The following is a 17,307-nucleotide window of genomic DNA, read 5'->3' as shown; positions in this document are numbered from 1 at the left end:
CACCGTCTATTAATCAAATGTTTGACCGGCATTGTTGCTCATTTGAACCATTCGGTCGTATTCAGCAGGCGACAAGTCCAGGAAGTAATAGTTTTGCGGATTCATGACTTGCCCTTTAAAATGAACTTCGTAATGTAAGTGCGGCCCCGTAGATTTTCCGGTACTTCCCACCAGTCCAATTACATCGCCGCGTTTCACTTTTTGTCCTACACGTACTTTTATAGCACTCATGTGACCGTACAAAGTTACATAGCCGTATCCATGATTTACCTGCACGCAGTTTCCATATCCCTGCTCCCAACCGGCACTTTGCACCGTTCCATTTCCCGTCACAAATATGTTGGTGCCTACAGGAGCCGTAAAATCCATTCCTGCATGAAAACGTCTGCTATGGTAAACCGGATCGATACGCCAGCCATATCCTGAAGCCATCCGGGTAAGATTTTTATTCAAAACAGGTTGAATAGCCGGTAAATTTTCCAGCATAGTTTCCTTATTTTTGGCCAAAAGGATTAAATCATCGTACGATTTGGACTGAATATAAAGTTCTTTTCTCAGCTCGTTGAGTTTTTTTGTTGTTGAAACTACTATTTCAGAATTGGTCATATCCAACAATTGTTCATAGTATTCCGTATTGGCCGAAGTACCTCTTCGTACCGAGAGAGGAATTGGGTCTGCCTGAAAAACCACCCTGTACAAATTATCATCACGTTGTTGCAAATCCGACATAACATACTGAACCTCTTCCAACTGACGTTCGAGCACCTTATATTGAGCTTCCATGTGAGCTTTATCCTGACTAAGTTGCTTTTCCTGAGGAGATTTAATGGTAGAAACAAAAATAAAGAAAAATATAAGCCCCAAAAAAACTCCCGAAAGAGCATGAATCATTAACTGTTTAAGCCAATGAGCAATCGTATGTTCAATTTGTTCGTAGCTTAATGTTTCGGGATTAAAATGGAATTTTTTCTTAGCCATAAAAATTATTTTTGTCTCAGGCAACAAATTGGAATACCCAAGCCTAAAATTGGAGAAAAATGAAAGTCAATCAGCCGTTTTACAAAGAAAATCAACAAGTCATCACAATATTTATATCATCATTTGCTGCAAAAATAATAAATTTGAGCTACTTTTGTGGTCTTTATTTGATATTATTAACCTAGAAGACAGAAAGGTCGAAAGTCAAGAGTCAAACGTCGAAAGTAAAAACTGGATAAATCCGAACTTTAGAACTATGATAGAAGACATTAGACCATTGACTTTAGACATTAGACATAAAAAATGACTTCACAAGAAATTCGTCAATCTTTTCTCGATTTTTTTGCATCGAAAGGGCACAAAATTGTTCCGTCGGCACCCATGGTAATCAAAGATGATCCTACCCTGATGTTCACCAACGCCGGAATGAACCAATTCAAAAACATTATTCTGGGTAATGATCCCATCAAATATTCGCGGGTTGCAGACTCGCAAAAATGCCTTCGCGTAAGCGGCAAGCACAACGATTTGGAAGAAGTAGGGCATGATACCTATCACCACACCATGTTCGAAATGTTGGGCAACTGGTCGTTTGGCGATTATTTCAAAAAAGAAGCTATTGAATGGGCCTGGGAGTATCTGACAGAAGTACTTAAATTGGACAAAGACCGCCTTTACGTAACCGTTTTCGAAGGCTACGCCCCCGAAGGATTGGAGCGTGACGACGAAGCCGCTGCCATCTGGGCTCAGTTTTTGCCAGAACATCGTATTATCAACGGAAACAAAAAAGATAATTTTTGGGAAATGGGCGACACAGGCCCTTGTGGCCCTTGCTCCGAAATACATATCGATATCCGCGACAACGATGAGCGCGCTAAAATTGACGGACTGACACTCGTAAACGGAAGTCACCCACAAGTAATTGAGATTTGGAACAACGTGTTCATGCAATACAACCGCAAAGCCGACGGCTCGCTCGAAGGACTTCCTGCCAAGGTAATCGATACCGGCATGGGCTTCGAACGTTTGTGTATGGCTATGCAGGGCGTACAATCGAACTACGACACCGATGTTTTCACGCCTATCATTGCCGAAATTGGCCGCGTGTGTGGTGCCGAATATGGCAAAGACGAAAAAGTGGATATCGCCATGCGCGTTATTGCCGATCATATCCGTACCATCGCGTTTTCTATTACCGACGGCCAATTGCCTTCGAACGCCAAAGCCGGTTATGTAATCCGTCGTATCTTGCGCCGTGCAGTTCGTTACGGTTATACTTTCCTCGGTCAACGTCATGCTTTCATGTACAAACTGATTACCGTGTTGAGCGAAAACATGGGCAAAGCATATCCGGAACTGCTTTCGCAAAAAACGCTGATTGAAAAAGTAATCAAAGAAGAAGAGGAATCGTTCCTGCGCACACTGGAAACCGGTATTAAATTGCTCGACAAGGTAATGGCCGACTCGAAAGCTGCTGCTAAAACTGAAATTGAAGGCAAAGTCGCCTTTACTTTATACGACACATTCGGATTCCCATTGGATTTGACAGAATTGATATTACGTGAAAATAACTTCACAGTAAATATCGACGAGTTCAACTCCGAAATGCAAAAACAAAAAGAACGTGCCCGCAATGCTGCCGCTACCGAAACAGGCGACTGGGTAACCGTTCGCGAAGGTGACAGCGAATTTGTAGGATATGACTTCAACGAAGCTGATACAGAAATTCTGCGTTATCGCAAAGTAAAACAGAAAAATCAGGAGTATTACCAGATCGTTCTCTCAAAAACGCCTTTCTATGCCGAAATGGGTGGTCAGGTTGGTGACTGCGGTACATTGAAATCGGATCATGGCAGTATTGATATTATCGATACCAAAAAAGAAAATAACCTGGCGGTACACATTGCCAATAAGCTGCCGGAAGATGTAACCGAAACATTTACAGCTACCATCGATATTGAGAAACGGAAAGCTACGGAATGCAATCACTCTGCCACACACTTGCTGCACGAGGCATTGCGCGAAGTACTGGGTACACATGTAGAACAAAAAGGTTCGTTTGTAAGCCCCGATGCATTACGTTTCGACTTCTCGCACTTCCAAAAACTAACAAAAGAAGAAATTCGTGCGGTAGAAGCTATTGCCAATCGTAAGATTCGCGAAAACTATCCATTGCAGGAACGTCGCGAAACACCGATAGCTGAAGCACAGGCTATGGGTGCTATGGCACTTTTTGGTGAAAAATACGGTGAAACAGTTCGTGTTATTCAGTTTGGAAGCTCAGTGGAACTCTGTGGAGGAACACACGTAAGTGCCACCGGAAATATCGGATTGGTACGTGTAGTGGCCGAAAGCTCTATCGCAGCCGGTATCCGACGTATCGAAGCTATTACGGGAAAAGCTGTAGAAGAATTGTTAGACAAACAACAGGAAACTATTGGCGAAGCCAAAGAACTACTGAACAATGCGCCTGATGTGATTTCAGCCATTCGCCGGTTGAGCGAAGAAAGTGCCGATCTGAAAAAACAGGTAGAAGCATTTGTTCATGAAAAAATCATGAGCCTGCGCGATAAATTACTGGCTGAAGCAACAATTGTAAAAGGCTTTAAAGTGATTCAATACGAAGGAAGTCTTACTGCCGATCAGACCAAGACGCTGGCATTCCAGATACGAAATGTGCAAGCAGAAAAACTATTTTTTGTAGCCGGATGCGTGGCCGATGGCAAACCATCGCTGACCGTATTACTGAGCGACGACCTTGTTGCCGGCGGACTGAATGCTACCAACATTGCCCGCGAAGCTGCCAAAGAAATTCAGGGCGGCGGCGGCGGACAACCTTTCTTTGCTTCGGCAGGAGGTAAAAATCTGGCAGGCATTCAAAAAGCAATTGCAAAAGCACTGGAAGCACTATAATCTTTAGGACAAAGAAGGATTTTTAATCTCTCTAAATTACATAATTACAGCAGACGAAGCAACTAGATGTTGCTCCGTCTGTTTCATTTAATCTTACACCCGTTAACTCAATAAATGAGAAAAAAACGAAAGAATATCAACTTTAGCTCGAATTAACTTTTTTATTACAAACAGTATCAATATCTTGCTGTCTCAATTCCCGGATTCATATTCCTTAGAATTAATCTCATTTACAAAGCACTAGAAACACATGCCAAAACGCCTAATTTCAATAATTTTCATCATAACATTCTCACTTCTTGCTGTATCTGCCAAAAGGACACATAAAACCCACAAGAAGCATAAGACAATTCACAGAGTTCAGCGAGTGCAACAACCCACCATTACGCTCAACGACATAAACCCGCTGGAAAACGTTTGGGGAATAGACGTTTCGCATTATCAAAGCGACATTGACTGGGAAATGCTCGGAAAACAAAAACCGAACTTCATGTTTATCAAAGCTTCCGAAGGCATTAATAATCAAGACACAAAATACCTGACAAACTATTCGGAAGCCAGAAAACGTAGAATTTTGGTTGGATCATACCACTTCTTTTCTTTCAAAAGTGGAGGAAAGGAGCAGGCAAATAACTTTTTGTCGGTAGCGCAACACAAAGACAGCGATTTATTGCCGGTTTTGGATGTTGAATTCAGAAAAAAAATGCCTAAAAAGGATTTTGTAGTCACCGAACTGACGAATTTCATCAACACTATCTACGAAAAGCTTGGTCATTATCCGATTGTATATTGCAACTACAGGTTCTATAAGCTTTATTTGCAGGAAAATCTAAATGAGAAATGTAAACTGTGGATTGTAAACTATCAAGAAAAACCAACCTGTGACTGGGCATTCTGGCAAACTACAGATCATCTCAAACTCGAAGGTATCCGTGGATATGTTGATCTGAATATGTTTAATGGACCTATAGCAAGTCTGCACGAAATGCTGTACCGCACAACCAATAACAAGCTTAAGTTTTAGCCAATAGCAAAAGAGGAGCTCCATTGAATGAAGCTCCTCTTTATGTTATGAAAACGTTTTAATTAAAACCTGAAACGTGCACTCAAACAAATTCCGTCATAAATTCCGGACACGCTGGGCATAATATAAATTCCAGGACGATAATCCAATGATAATTGCAATGGGATATTGAAATTATACTCAATACCTACCTGACCTAAAACACCGATTCCCACACTACGGTTAGTATCATTAAAATTGTAGGAGCCAAGTCCTCCACCTACACCGGCATACCAGTTAAAACCATCGGACAATTCGGACAAATCCCAAACCCATTGGTACACTCCGCTAAGCCCAAAACCATAATGATTAACTCCTAAATCAACTTCTAACCTGTTTGCATTACTCAGTGGATGTTGATACGAGATTTCACCTCCGTAACCAGAAAAACCACCAAACCGAACCCCAATGGCTTTTCCGCTTACCTGTGCGCTAAGAGCGCCGATCATACTTACTGTCAACACGAATGTGAGAATAAATTTTTTCATACTTTCCAAAATTACTCGTTAACTTTTTGATAATTATTTTTGTTTCAACTCTATTCATATAAACAAAAAGAGAAATCTCTAAAATTGAGGTTTCACTTTTTGAATAACTTTTATTTACAAACGATATCTAAGGCCTAAGCAAATTCCATCTCCAATAAATGCATTCTCGCTACCATAAATACCTGTAAGTTGAAATGCAGGTCTGTAATCTAACGACAAAGTCAAAGGAATTCTGAAATTGTATTCAATACCGATCTGTCCTAAAAGTGCAAGAGGATAATAAGATTTATTCGAATTAGAGTAAACACCCAACTGACCACCTACGCCTGCATACCAATTAAAACCAGGAGATAATGATGACAAATCCCAAACCCATTGATGTACACCTGAAAAAGAGAAATTGGTACCGTAACTATAATCACGAATACCTAACCCTAACTCTAAGCGGGTGGATTTAGTTAAACCTGTTTGGAAAGATAACTCTGTTGGGTAACCCAATCTGAGTCCTAGTGTTTGTCCATTTGTTTGACCAAATGAAGTGCCTACGGTACTCATCACTAATGCTAGCGCAAAAAACATTTTTTTCATACTTATTATTTATTTAATTATTATCAAAACACGACATTAATCATGCCAGTCTCCATTTACTTTTATTAGTTCCACCAATTTATTAACGGCATCATCTTCGGGTATATTGCGTTCAAGGCATTCTTTTTTCTTGTAAAGACTAACTTTTCCACGCCCCGCACCTACGTAACCATAGTCTGCATCAGCCATTTCACCCGGTCCATTTACCACACATCCCATGATTCCGATTTTCAATCCTTTCAGATGCGAAGTTTGAGCTTTGACCCGGGCTATTACGTGTTGTAGCTTAAACATGGTACGTCCGCAACCCGGGCAAGAAATAAACTCGGTTTTGGTAACGCGCACCCGCGAAGCCTGTAAAATACCAAAGGCAACTGAGTTGACAGCTTCAACAGAAATCGCACCGGTATTTTCGAGTAAAATACCATCGCCAAATCCATCAATAAACAACACACCTAAATCGGCTGCTGATTTAATCTGAAGATATTGCAAGGTTTCCTCGGTATAATTTCGGCATAGAACCACAGGAACAGTGCATGCTGCATTTAGCAAAGTATGAAAAAATGCCCGCTGTTCACCTACGCCATTTGTATGCTGGGTTTGAAGCAAAATCACAATATCGCGCTTTTCAGTAATCAGACCTATAACTTTAGGAGTAAGATCTCCAAAAGTAAGTTTGAGGAATTTTATATCGGCAGTGTCTTTTTTTAATTCTTCAATAGTTTCGGGCGAATAAATCGAGTATTGGTCTCCATTGGCACTTACTACTTTACCCTCTGACAAGATATAATCCGGCACAGTAACAAAATCACCTTTAGCCGGAGCTATTACCACCGGCACATTATCACCACCGATATTTCCAACAGCATGAGTTTTTCTTCTGCTGTATTCAAAACGCGAATGCAAAACATGCTCGGTAGCCACTATGGGTTGTTGCTTACCTCTACCTGCCACGTACGAAACCAATAATCGTCCTACAGGAATTTCAGCTTCAGGCTCTTCGCTCAGCGAAACACGAATCGTATCTCCGATACCATCGGCCAGTAAACCGCCAATACCAACCGCCGATTTAATACGACCGTCTTCTCCATCGCCGGCCTCGGTCACACCCAAATGCAACGGGAAATGAAGTCCTTCTTTCTCCATCCTATCAACAAGCAATCGGACAGTGTGCACCATCATGACGGTGTTCGATGTTTTCATTGAAATCACAACATTACTAAAGTTCTCCTCGTTGCATATCTTCAGGAATTCCATACAAGACTCCACCATTCCAAGCGAAGTATCTCCGTATTTGTTCATCATTCTCTCGCTCAACGAACCGTGATTTACTCCTATACGAATGGCTGTATTGTTCGCTTTGCAGATATTCAGAAAAGGAATAAATCTGGCACGTATCTTCTGATATTCAAGCTCAAATTCCTCAGCAGTATAATCTGAAGTATCACCAATCTTGATACTTCCTACATAATTACCCGGATTAATACGAACTTTCTCTACATTAGTTGCAGCCACATCAGCCGCATTGGCATTAAAATGTATATCTGCCACCAAAGGCACTTCGCAACCCTTATCACGGAGAGCTTCGTGAATTTTGCCAATACTCTCCGCTTCACGAACGCCTTGAGTTGTGAAACGAACCATCTCACCACCGGCTTCTACTATTCTCAAACATTGCGCTACCGAATTTTCAACATCGTTGGTGTCGGTATTAGCCATAGATTGTACACGCACAGGCTGATTTCCACCTAACAAAAGTTTTCCTATCTGAATCGTGTCCGACGGACGACGACTATAATTAAATTGATCGATTTTCCACATCATCTATGTTTATAAGGTTCGCCCATAGCGAACAGATTTGTAATTTATAAAGTGAAAAGTTTATGAGTACAAAATTACTCTTTTTGCAGATAGAAACGCATACAGATTCAAAAAGTTGAAAAATTGAGTTGAAAATGTCCGGATGTTCAATTTTCAAACACACTTTTAGCTAAAAAGCAGTACCTTTGCAAGCGATTTAAAAATTCTACGAGAATGAATATTTCTTTCCAACCCAAACTATTCAGCACATTAAGGAATTACTCAAAGGAACAATTCTATGCTGATTTAATGGCCGGCGTCATTGTCGGTATAGTGGCACTGCCACTGGCTATTGCTTTCGGAATAGCATCGGGAGTTACCCCTGAAAAAGGTCTATTTACAGCTATAATTGCCGGATTCATTATCTCTTTCTTTGGCGGCAGTAAAGTGCAAATTGGCGGCCCTACCGGAGCTTTTATCGTTATTGTTTACGGCATTGTTCAGCAGTTTGGTGTCGCCGGATTAGCTATTGCCACTATGATAGCCGGGGTTATGTTGGTGCTCATGGGAATATTCAGATTAGGAACCGTAATAAAATTTATTCCATATCCCGTGGTAGTAGGTTTCACCAGCGGTATTGCTCTTACTATTTTTGCCACACAAATAAAAGATCTTTTTGGCTTGCATATAGACAAAGTGCCGGGAGACTTTATTGGCAAATGGATTACCTACTCGCACCATTTCGACAGTATTAACTTTTGGGCACTGGGAGTAGGAATAATCTCTATCGTCATTATCGCTATCACTCCCAGATTTTCAAAAAAAATACCGGGTTCACTTATCGCCATAGTGCTGATGACTTTGATTGTGTATTTTTTGAAAAACAAATTTGGCATTACAGGGATAGAAACCATTGGCGACCGTTTCACGATAGACCCATCACTTCCAAGACCTGCTGCACCTAAAATAGATTTTGCAGCTATCCAGACTTTACTTCCCACAGCATTTACCATAGCCATGCTTGGAGCCATTGAATCGTTGCTATCCGCCACAGTTGCCGATGGTGTAATTGGCGATAAACATCATTCAAACACCGAGCTGATAGCTCAGGGAATTGCCAATATCGTAAGTCCTATCTTTGGCGGAATTCCGGCTACCGGAGCTATAGCACGAACTATGACAAACATCAACAACGGCGGAAGAACCCCAGTAGCAGGCATTATTCATGCTGTTGTCCTGGCTCTGATACTATTATTTTTGGGTGGACTCACCAAGCATATCCCTATGTCCTGTCTGGCTGGTGTATTAGTGATTGTAGCTTATAATATGAGCGAATGGCGCACTTTCAAAGGATTATTGAAGAACACCAAATCTGAAATACTGGTATTAATCACAACTTTCAGTTTGACCGTGATTTTTGATTTGACTATAGCCATCGAAATCGGTTTGCTCATGGCAGCAGTTTTATTCATTCGCCGTATTTCAGAGACTTCATCCATATCCATTTTTAAAGAAAAAGTGCATGAAGCTGATTTTATAGAAGGCAGTACCGACACCGAAAAACTAACATTGCCCAAAGGTGTGGAAGTTTACGAAATTGAAGGTCCATTCTTTTTTGGAGTAGCCAATAAATTTGAAGAAACAATGAAAACCATTGGCGACCGCCCGAAAGTTCAGATTATCAGAATGCGAAAAGTTCCGTTTATGGACTCAACCGGAGCTCATAATCTGCAAAGTTTAATAAAATCGGCACAAAAAGATAAGATTCATGTTTTGTTATCTGGTGTAAACGAAAATGTGCATGCCGTGTTGATAAAAAACAACATAGAAAAACTGTTAGGCTCTGAAAATATATGCAGTAATATCAATGCTGCATTGATGCGCGCCGATGAAATTGTAAAAAATAATAAAATTTGAACTACCTGAATAATACGCAGCAGAACCAACTTATTAAAAAAGATTGTAAATTATTTTCCTAATTCAAAGCAAAAGCGTATTTTTGTATAGATTTTTTTGAAAAATGACTAACCGTTACGAAGAACTTATACACGCATTTGAAATAAAACTGCGAAAATTGATTTCGGAGTACAAGTCATTGCAAATTCAAAATACCCAACTGAAAGCAGATTTAGACCGAAAACAAACCGATTTAATGATTGCTCATCAGGAAGTTTTAGAACTTCGAAAAAATTACGACCATTTAAAAATGGCAAGAAACTTGGGTGTATCTGAAAATGAGAAGACAGAATCCAAGCAAAAAATAGCCAAAATGGTGCGGGAAATTGATAAATGTTTAGCTCTTTTAGATGAATAGAGCTTATGAAAGACGATATTTTTTTAATAAATGTGCAAGTAGGTGGTTTAAGACTACCTCTACGTATTGCTCGTAAAGACGAGGAATTGTACCGTAAAGCTGAAAAATTACTGGTAAAATACCTTGCTGAATATCAGCAAAAATTCAGCCAAAGACCGACAGAAGAAATTCTCATTTTAGTTGCGTATCAATTAGCTGTTTTGGTATCAAAGCAAGAATTTGCAGATGACATAGTTCCTTTAGCCGAAAAGATTCAAGCTCTTGATAAAGAGTTAGAAGCACTACTATCGAAAGAGTAAACCGTTTTTTTAAACACACTTTACCGCATTACGTTGTTTAGGGATAATTTCAAAATCATTGATATTATTCAGATTCAATGTCAATGCGTTTTTTGTATCCGTAAACTAAATCAACTAATTAATAAAACTAACTACAAATAAATTACTTACATTAAACTTTCAAAATGGAAAACATAATAATCGGATTGATTGCTTTAATTGCCGGAGCCGGCGGGACATTTGTCCTGTTTCGCTTTATCAATAAACGAGCAATTCAGGAAGCAGCAGCAGAGGCTGAACTGCTCAAGAAAAATAAACTTATAGAAGCTAAAGAAAAATTCATAGCGCTAAAAGTAGAACACGAACAGCAAGTTCAGGAGCGAAATGCCAAAATTCAGGCTGTAGAAGTAAGACTTCAACAAAAAGAAATGCAACTGAACCAAAAGCAAGGCGATGTTCAACGGAAAATAAATGAAGTTGAAGCTCAAAAAGAACACTTTGAGTTACAACTTGGAACTATAGAAAACAAGAAAAAAGAGCTGGAACACCTTCAACACCAAGCACAAGCTGAACTTGAAGCTATCTCCGGTTTATCTGCCGATCAAGCCAAAGAACGATTGATTGAGGCATTGAAAGAAGAAGCTAAAACCGAAGCCATGTCGTATGTAAACGACATCATGGAAGAAGCTAAAATGACAGCCAACAAAGAAGCTAAGAAAATCATTGTTCAAAGTATTCAGCGCGTAGCTACCGAAACGGCTATAGAAAACTCGGTTACCGTATTCCACATTGAATCTGATGAAATAAAAGGACGCATTATTGGTCGTGAAGGACGTAACATCCGCGCCTTGGAAGCTGCCACAGGTGTTGAAATCATTGTTGATGATACCCCCGAAGCTATTGTACTTTCTGCCTTTGATCCTGTTCGTCGCGAGATTGCACGATTATCACTTCACCAGTTAGTAACCGATGGACGCATTCACCCTGCCCGTATCGAAGAAGTAGTAAACAAAGTGCGTAAGCAGGTGGAAGAAGAAATAGTGGAGATAGGAAAACGTACTACTATCGATCTGGGAATCCACGGGTTGCACCCTGAATTGATTCGTATGGTTGGTAAAATGAAATACCGCTCATCGTACGGACAGAATTTACTGCAACATGCTCGTGAAACAGCCAATCTTTGTGCCACTATGGCTTCTGAACTAGGCTTAAATCCTAAAAAGGCTAAAAGAGCAGGACTTTTACACGATATTGGTAAAGTGCCGGATGATGAACCGGAATTGCCACACGCAATACTTGGTATGCGCTTGTGTGAAAAATACAAAGAAAAACCGGACATTTGTAACGCAGTAGGTGCGCACCACGACGAAGTGGAAATGGAAACGCTTATTGCACCGATAGTTCAGGTGTGTGATGCTATCTCAGGAGCGCGTCCGGGAGCACGTCGAGAAATCGTAGAAGCCTATATCAAACGTCTGAATGATTTGGAAAATCTGGCATTGTCTTATCCTGGCGTTTTGAAAACCTATGCTATTCAGGCAGGTCGCGAATTGCGCGTGATTGTGGGTGCTGACAAGATTGACGATAAAGAAACCGAATTATTGTCGTTCGACATAGCAAAGAAAATACAAGACGAAATGACTTATCCGGGTCAGGTAAAAATCACGGTGATCCGTGAAACCCGTGCAGTAAGTTACGCAAAATAGTTTCAAGTCGCTCGCTATTAATTTAGAATCCGTAAAACAGTATACAATCTGTTTTGCGGATTTTTATTTAAGCAGGCATTTATCAATATCATTCAAAATATAATGCAAAACACCATACTAAAACTATCCGACGAACTACCACTAACCTGTTCGCGTGCTGGAAATTGCTGCCATGGTAATAAGGTATTGCTCAATCCATGGGAGCTAGCTTGTCTGGCCTACGAAAAGAAAATCAGTGCCAGCGAATTCAGAAACTCTTATACTGAATGGTGTGGCGTACGGTTGTTGTTTAATGGTGCAGTGGGATATAACGGAAAACAGGCTTGTGCCCAGTATGCAGAGGGAACAGGCTGTAGCATTCATATTGCCCGTCCTCTTGCATGTCGTCTTTTCCCGTTGGGACGACAAATTCAAAACGGCGAAACAGTTTATATGCATCAGGGTGGAACGTTTCCTTGTTTGGAAGGATGCAATGAGGTGTTGAATTTACCCTATTGCAGTGTAACTGAATATCTGGTTGGACAACAAACAGAAAGATGGGAAGTGGCTCAGAATACTTATCTGGAGTTAGTGCAACAATTGGCCGATATCGCTTTTGAGTTGCTGTTGGATAGTGGCTTGGCAGCATCAGGCGATAAAAAGACTTTACAACAATGGCGAGTTATGGCGAATGAAACGCCTGAACAATTAGCCGAAAGAATGGGAGAAAAGTGGCTCGATTTATTGACTATCCCCAATTTACAACCCGACATTCTGCGGCCACAACTCTTTTGTGAGCAACATATTATATTGCTTCAGGAAGAGTTGCAAGCCACATTCGGGAATGCTCAAACCATGAAGGAACTTCAGGAAGCTGCGATACAGGTCATGGCACTTGCTTTACTATTGGCTATTGCCGTGGGTGCAGAACCGCGTTCACTGATAAGCCACTGGATAGATATTGCCAAAAGCAATGGAGCACAGGAATAATCAGCTATTTAAAAAATTGGTTATGAGCCTGTATGGGTTTAATGACTGGCTTAGCATTGCTCCAATTAAAGATAATTACACTTTAAATGCGGATAAATCGCTAAAAATGTAGTACTTTTGCACAGAAGTTGTGCATACAACTTATAATCTAAAATTGTATTGTATGAAAACCGGGGCTGTTTGGTTTTGACAGCAGGTAGAACTGATATGTAAGCATGTCGAGCTTTGAGAAAACAGCTCGTAAATCCAGGGTCTCAAAATTATAACTGGCGAAAATAACTACGCTCTTGCTGCTTAATCGAATCATAGTAGATAAGCTTAATTCAGGTACAAGGTACCAGAACGAGACATTTCCCCAAGGCCGTCGCTCCGAGGCTAAAGATATGGAAATGCAGCTAAATCGGGGATAGTCACGCTTAGCCTTGGAGGCGTGATGAAACAAAAAGGATAAGGCGCGGGTTGGTGGCTTCGGTCTTGCCCACGCACGAAAACCTAAGCGAAGATAAACATGTAGAAAGCTTATTATTTCCTTGTTTGGACGAGGGTTCGACTCCCTCCAGCTCCACCAAATAAAAAAAATCATTCATAAAGATGAAACCCTGCAAAGTTTTACTTTGCAGGGTTTTTTCATCATATAATTTCGCAAACCATTCTCCAGACATATAACATAAATGATTATTATAAAGCCAATTACATCCAGCTTGCTAATGTAAGTAAAATGTATATGACTGACATTCCTTATTACTGCGAAAACGTATTCCTAAAATCACATCTCTCAGTTTTCCTATACTTCCCGCACAAAATATGATACTACAGGGATATCAATTACCCTCAAAATCCGCCTATGTGTGAATCTTGCAACTCTTGGCAATAATTATGTAACGCATTCGTTTTTTTAAAACCTCACCTTTGTACACAGAAATTAATCAATATTTAAAGCAAAAATAAAATGAAACAATTAAAATTATTTGCCTTTGGAGTTTTGTTGATGTTTGTTGGCTCAACTCAAGCCCAATTATCTGTCAACTTGCATATTGGCACACCACCGGCATGGGGCCCAGCCGGATATAATGATGTTCGCTATTATTATTTACCTGATGTAGAGGCCTATTATGATGTTCGGTCGTCTATGTTTATCTACATATCGGGCAATAGATGGGTTCATAGATCTCATTTACCGGGTCGCTACCGAAATTACGATTTGTATGGAGGATACAAAGTAGTTATGAACGACTATCGCGGCAACTCACCTTATTCTCATTTCAGGGAACATCGGATGAAATACGCTCGTGGCTACCGTGGAAATCCACAACGGAATATTGGTATACGAAACAATGGTCATGAAAGACATAATGACTTTCAACCAGACAGATACGATGGCAGAAGAAATGAACACAGCCGGATGAAAGAAAATAATCAGGAACGGGGAAACGACAAAGGTCGCGGACATGGGAATGAAAAAAAACAAGAACGTGGTAATGACAAGAGAGATGGTCATGATAACGGAAATCGTAAATAAAAATCATAGAGAACGAACAATTAATACACATAGAAATGAAAACAATAACTCTTATTATCGCATTGGTTCTACTTACTGTAGCAACTAATCTATCAGCTCAACGTCGTACTTCATATTCGGATGAATATGGTCACGCATTAAACATCGGGTTGGGTATTGGCGGTTACTCCGGATATTACGGCTATTATGGGCATACATTACCGGTTTTTGATATCAATTACGAATTTGGAGTTGCTAAGAATTTCACATTAGCTCCATTCATAACCGTCTATTCTTACTCGGACGACAATTACAGAGCATTAGTTACACCGGTTGGTTTGAAGGGTACGCTCTACTTAGATCAGTTGTTACATGCCGGAAGAAACTGGGATTTCTATACAGCAGGATCACTGGGAGTATCCATTGTGAACACAAGCTGGGATGCTAATTATAAGGGTGACAGAGCATATTATCATTCTGTTGATCCTTTGTATCTTGACCTTCATTTAGGAGCAGAATATCATTTCAATAAAAACATTGGTGCATTTCTGGATTTATCAACCGGGATTTCAACCATTGGTATAGCGATACATTAAAACAGGAAACTGTGAACGATAAATAAACCATAATATGAATAAAAATTAAAAACAAAAACAATGAAAAATCTATCAAAAGTAATGTTCTTAACGATGGTATTAGTACTGTCGTCATGCGCCAATGTCTCTAAATTTCCAGTTTCGAGTGTAACACCCGCTGCGAATATAGAAGTAAAAAAACAACATGACCGAAACGGAAATACAATTCTGACAATAGAAGCAAAGAATTTAGCTTCTGCCGAAAGACTAAGTCCACCCAGAAAAATGTATGTTGCCTGGATTGTATTAGAAAACAATGAAACAAGAAACATCGGACAGTTGAAAAACAAAAATGCTAAAGTAGCAGAAATTAAAACATTAACTCCGTTTAAGTTTACAGAAATCTTTATCACAGCCGAAGATCAGGCTGATGTACTGTATCCTGCCGGTGAAGAAATATCACGCATAAAGTTTTAGAATTAAACAATAAAAACAAAACAAAATGAAAAAGAATCTTTTTACAATATTAGCATGCATTTTCATGGCTAATACAATGAATGCTCAGGATACAAATTCGAGCGATCAAATACACATTGGGTTAAAAGCCGGTGGTAATTACTCAAACATATATGACACAAAAGGCGAGAAATACAATGCCGATGGCAAAATAGGCCTTGCAACAGGTGTCTTCCTTAGTATCCCAATCGGTACATACCTGGGTATTCAACCTGAAGTATTGTTTTCGCAAAAAGGATTTACAGCAACAAGTAGTGTGTTGGGCGCTGATGTTAAGTTGACACGTACCACAAACTATATCGATGTTCCGATATTTTTGGCCATTAAACCAAGCGAAATGATAACCATTCTTGTGGGACCACAGTACTCGTACCTGATCAAACAAAATGACAAGCTCACCAATCCGATTACAAACATTGAAGTTAATCAGGATTTTGACACAGATAATGTTCGTAAGAATACCTTGTGTCTGGTAGGCGGATTAGATTTTAATCTCAATAATTTAGTGCTGGGAGCCAGAATTGGGATGGATATGTACAACAACAATGGAGATGGAACTTCAACAACTCCACGTTACAAAAACGTTTGGGCTCAAGCTACCGTTGGTTTCAGATTATAACCAATCTTTATCGATAATACATTTAGTATAATTCGATAACTAATTCTATAACCCTTCTCTAGTCGTCAGACACAGAGAAGGGTTATTTTTTTGCTTCCCAACGAGCTGACTTCAGGTGTGAATTATGTAAGCATTACCAATAATAGTGTAACTTCAGAAAGGTCTGAAAGGCATACATTTGTACTATTCAAACAAGCTATAAATCAATATAAAATTAAAACATTATGAGTACAGGAAAAGTAGTATTAGGCGTAATTGCCGGCGCAGCCACCGGAGCTTTATTAGGAATCTTATTTGCCCCTGCAAAAGGTGCAGTAACACGTAGGTCAATTCTCCGTAAAGGTGAACGCGAAGTGGATGCATTGAAAGACAAATTCAGTGATTTTGTTGACAGCATCACCGAACGATTCGAGAAAGTGAAAGATGATGTTACTGATTTGATTGACGACGTAGAGTCAAAAGTTGAAGAGGTAGAGAAAGAGCAGAAAGCTTCAAAAAAGTGATTCTGAAATCTGTTCAAAGGAGTCTGCTCCAAAAAAATAATTTACACCAGAATTAGCCTGCCTTAGGTTCTTTTGGAGCAGACTTCAATGATATCATCCCTTTTTACAGAGTAATCAAAAAACCGCCTTCTAAAAAGAAAACCATAATTATGGAAGACAACACAAAAATGATAGAATCATTGCTCGGAAAAATTACAGACTACGGTAAAACAAGCTATGAACTGACAAAATTGCGGGTAATAGATAAGACCACTGATGGTCTTTCATCATTTCTACCCAATACGGTAATAGCTGCTATTCTTTGCTCCTTTCTTTTGTTTGCGAATTTAGGGTTAGCTCTCTGGCTCGGAAAAATCTTGGGTGAGCTCTTCTACGGATTCTTTATTGTAGCAGCTTTTTATGCATTGATAGCTTTTGTCATGCATCTTTTTATGCGCAAGTGGCTAAAGAGAATTTTATACGATTACATGATAAAACAAGTATTAAAAAAATAATCCAC

17 protein-coding genes and 1 other RNA gene are annotated in these 17,307 nt (G+C 39.8%); 14 read left to right on the top strand and 4 right to left on the bottom strand.

The genetic code is table 11. The features are described 5' to 3' along the window. Window positions 1-9: 9 nt before the first annotated feature. Window positions 10-978, bottom strand: coding sequence for a M23 family metallopeptidase (locus PALPR_RS13400; protein WP_013446188.1), 969 nt, complete (start codon window positions 976-978; stop codon window positions 10-12). A gap of 303 nt (window positions 979-1,281) precedes the next feature. Here PALPR_RS13400 and alaS point away from each other — a divergent pair, with 303 nt between their 5' ends. Continuing rightward, the gene (alaS, locus tag PALPR_RS13390) at window positions 1,282-3,891 is read left to right on the top strand and encodes an alanine--tRNA ligase (protein ID WP_013446187.1); all 2,610 of its coding nucleotides are present in this window, start codon (window positions 1,282-1,284) and stop codon (window positions 3,889-3,891) included. 250 nt (window positions 3,892-4,141) lie between these two features. Beyond that, window positions 4,142-4,915, top strand: a complete 774-nt coding sequence (locus PALPR_RS13385; RefSeq protein ID WP_013446186.1) for a glycoside hydrolase family 25 protein — start codon at window positions 4,142-4,144, stop codon at window positions 4,913-4,915. Window positions 4,916-4,977: 62 nt separating this feature from the next. On the opposite strand, the gene PALPR_RS13380 is transcribed toward PALPR_RS13385, so the two are convergent. The 3 genes from PALPR_RS13380 to ispG form a co-directional block, all read right to left on the bottom strand. After that, complete coding sequence (locus PALPR_RS13380; protein ID WP_013446185.1) at window positions 4,978-5,442, bottom strand: hypothetical protein; 465 nt, start codon at window positions 5,440-5,442, stop codon at window positions 4,978-4,980. Between the two features lie 114 nt (window positions 5,443-5,556). Beyond that, window positions 5,557-6,021 (bottom strand): hypothetical protein, encoded by a 465-nt coding sequence (locus PALPR_RS13375; RefSeq protein WP_148226485.1) that lies wholly within the window; start codon window positions 6,019-6,021, stop codon window positions 5,557-5,559. 45 nt (window positions 6,022-6,066) lie between these two features. After that, on the bottom strand, window positions 6,067-7,842 hold the full coding sequence (ispG, locus tag PALPR_RS13370; RefSeq protein WP_041620979.1) for a (E)-4-hydroxy-3-methylbut-2-enyl-diphosphate synthase: 1,776 nt from the start codon (window positions 7,840-7,842) through the stop codon (window positions 6,067-6,069). Between the two features lie 222 nt (window positions 7,843-8,064). Here ispG and PALPR_RS13365 point away from each other — a divergent pair, with 222 nt between their 5' ends. The 12 genes from PALPR_RS13365 (at window position 8,065) to PALPR_RS13310 (ending at window position 17,302) form a co-directional block, all read left to right on the top strand. Continuing rightward, a complete protein-coding gene (locus tag PALPR_RS13365; protein WP_013446182.1) occupies window positions 8,065-9,747 on the top strand; it encodes a SulP family inorganic anion transporter in 1,683 nt (560 codons plus the stop codon). 103 nt (window positions 9,748-9,850) lie between these two features. Further along, window positions 9,851-10,144: a hypothetical protein gene (locus PALPR_RS13360; RefSeq protein ID WP_013446181.1), complete on the top strand. Its 294-nt coding sequence runs from the start codon at window positions 9,851-9,853 to the stop codon at window positions 10,142-10,144. A 5-nt stretch (window positions 10,145-10,149) separates the two neighbouring features. Beyond that, window positions 10,150-10,443: a cell division protein ZapA gene (locus PALPR_RS13355; RefSeq protein ID WP_013446180.1), complete on the top strand. Its 294-nt coding sequence runs from the start codon at window positions 10,150-10,152 to the stop codon at window positions 10,441-10,443. Window positions 10,444-10,607: 164 nt separating this feature from the next. After that, window positions 10,608-12,128, top strand: a complete 1,521-nt coding sequence (rny, locus tag PALPR_RS13350; RefSeq protein WP_013446179.1) for a ribonuclease Y — start codon at window positions 10,608-10,610, stop codon at window positions 12,126-12,128. A gap of 102 nt (window positions 12,129-12,230) precedes the next feature. Beyond that, on the top strand, window positions 12,231-13,097 hold the full coding sequence (locus PALPR_RS13345) for a YkgJ family cysteine cluster protein (RefSeq protein WP_013446178.1): 867 nt from the start codon (window positions 12,231-12,233) through the stop codon (window positions 13,095-13,097). Window positions 13,098-13,269: 172 nt separating this feature from the next. Further along, window positions 13,270-13,665: a transfer-messenger RNA gene (gene ssrA / locus PALPR_RS15720) on the top strand. A gap of 381 nt (window positions 13,666-14,046) precedes the next feature. Next, window positions 14,047-14,616, top strand: coding sequence for a hypothetical protein (locus PALPR_RS13335; RefSeq protein WP_013446177.1), 570 nt, complete (start codon window positions 14,047-14,049; stop codon window positions 14,614-14,616). Window positions 14,617-14,651: 35 nt separating this feature from the next. Beyond that, entirely contained in the window at window positions 14,652-15,191 is a 540-nt protein-coding gene (locus PALPR_RS13330) for a hypothetical protein (RefSeq protein WP_013446176.1), read from the top strand. 60 nt (window positions 15,192-15,251) lie between these two features. Beyond that, entirely contained in the window at window positions 15,252-15,647 is a 396-nt protein-coding gene (locus PALPR_RS13325) for a hypothetical protein (protein ID WP_013446175.1), read from the top strand. A 25-nt stretch (window positions 15,648-15,672) separates the two neighbouring features. Then, complete coding sequence (locus PALPR_RS13320) at window positions 15,673-16,305, top strand: porin family protein (protein WP_013446174.1); 633 nt, start codon at window positions 15,673-15,675, stop codon at window positions 16,303-16,305. Window positions 16,306-16,529: 224 nt separating this feature from the next. After that, on the top strand, window positions 16,530-16,808 hold the full coding sequence (locus PALPR_RS13315; RefSeq protein WP_013446173.1) for a YtxH domain-containing protein: 279 nt from the start codon (window positions 16,530-16,532) through the stop codon (window positions 16,806-16,808). A gap of 149 nt (window positions 16,809-16,957) precedes the next feature. Then, the gene (locus tag PALPR_RS13310) at window positions 16,958-17,302 is read left to right on the top strand and encodes a hypothetical protein (protein WP_013446172.1); all 345 of its coding nucleotides are present in this window, start codon (window positions 16,958-16,960) and stop codon (window positions 17,300-17,302) included. The last annotated feature ends 5 nt before the right edge of the window (window positions 17,303-17,307 follow it).

Source organism: Paludibacter propionicigenes WB4 (assembly GCF_000183135.1).
GTDB classification, from domain to species: Bacteria; Bacteroidota; Bacteroidia; order Bacteroidales; family Paludibacteraceae; genus Paludibacter; species Paludibacter propionicigenes.
Note: the sequence above shows the minus strand (reverse complement) of the source record. Positions and strands in the feature narration are given on the sequence as shown.

Coding starts and splice junctions, on each gene's coding strand:
- PALPR_RS13400 (WP_013446188.1), bottom strand. CDS start 978: ATGGCTAAGAAAAAATTCCATTTTAATCCCGAAACATTAAGCTACGAA.
- alaS (WP_013446187.1), top strand. CDS start 1,282: ATGACTTCACAAGAAATTCGTCAATCTTTTCTCGATTTTTTTGCATCG.
- PALPR_RS13385 (WP_013446186.1), top strand. CDS start 4,142: ATGCCAAAACGCCTAATTTCAATAATTTTCATCATAACATTCTCACTT.
- PALPR_RS13380 (WP_013446185.1), bottom strand. CDS start 5,442: ATGAAAAAATTTATTCTCACATTCGTGTTGACAGTAAGTATGATCGGC.
- PALPR_RS13375 (WP_148226485.1), bottom strand. CDS start 6,021: ATGTTTTTTGCGCTAGCATTAGTGATGAGTACCGTAGGCACTTCATTT.
- PALPR_RS13365 (WP_013446182.1), top strand. CDS start 8,065: ATGAATATTTCTTTCCAACCCAAACTATTCAGCACATTAAGGAATTAC.
- PALPR_RS13360 (WP_013446181.1), top strand. CDS start 9,851: ATGACTAACCGTTACGAAGAACTTATACACGCATTTGAAATAAAACTG.
- PALPR_RS13355 (WP_013446180.1), top strand. CDS start 10,150: ATGAAAGACGATATTTTTTTAATAAATGTGCAAGTAGGTGGTTTAAGA.
- rny (WP_013446179.1), top strand. CDS start 10,608: ATGGAAAACATAATAATCGGATTGATTGCTTTAATTGCCGGAGCCGGC.
- PALPR_RS13345 (WP_013446178.1), top strand. CDS start 12,231: ATGCAAAACACCATACTAAAACTATCCGACGAACTACCACTAACCTGT.
- PALPR_RS13335 (WP_013446177.1), top strand. CDS start 14,047: ATGAAACAATTAAAATTATTTGCCTTTGGAGTTTTGTTGATGTTTGTT.
- PALPR_RS13330 (WP_013446176.1), top strand. CDS start 14,652: ATGAAAACAATAACTCTTATTATCGCATTGGTTCTACTTACTGTAGCA.
- PALPR_RS13325 (WP_013446175.1), top strand. CDS start 15,252: ATGAAAAATCTATCAAAAGTAATGTTCTTAACGATGGTATTAGTACTG.
- PALPR_RS13320 (WP_013446174.1), top strand. CDS start 15,673: ATGAAAAAGAATCTTTTTACAATATTAGCATGCATTTTCATGGCTAAT.
- PALPR_RS13315 (WP_013446173.1), top strand. CDS start 16,530: ATGAGTACAGGAAAAGTAGTATTAGGCGTAATTGCCGGCGCAGCCACC.
- PALPR_RS13310 (WP_013446172.1), top strand. CDS start 16,958: ATGGAAGACAACACAAAAATGATAGAATCATTGCTCGGAAAAATTACA.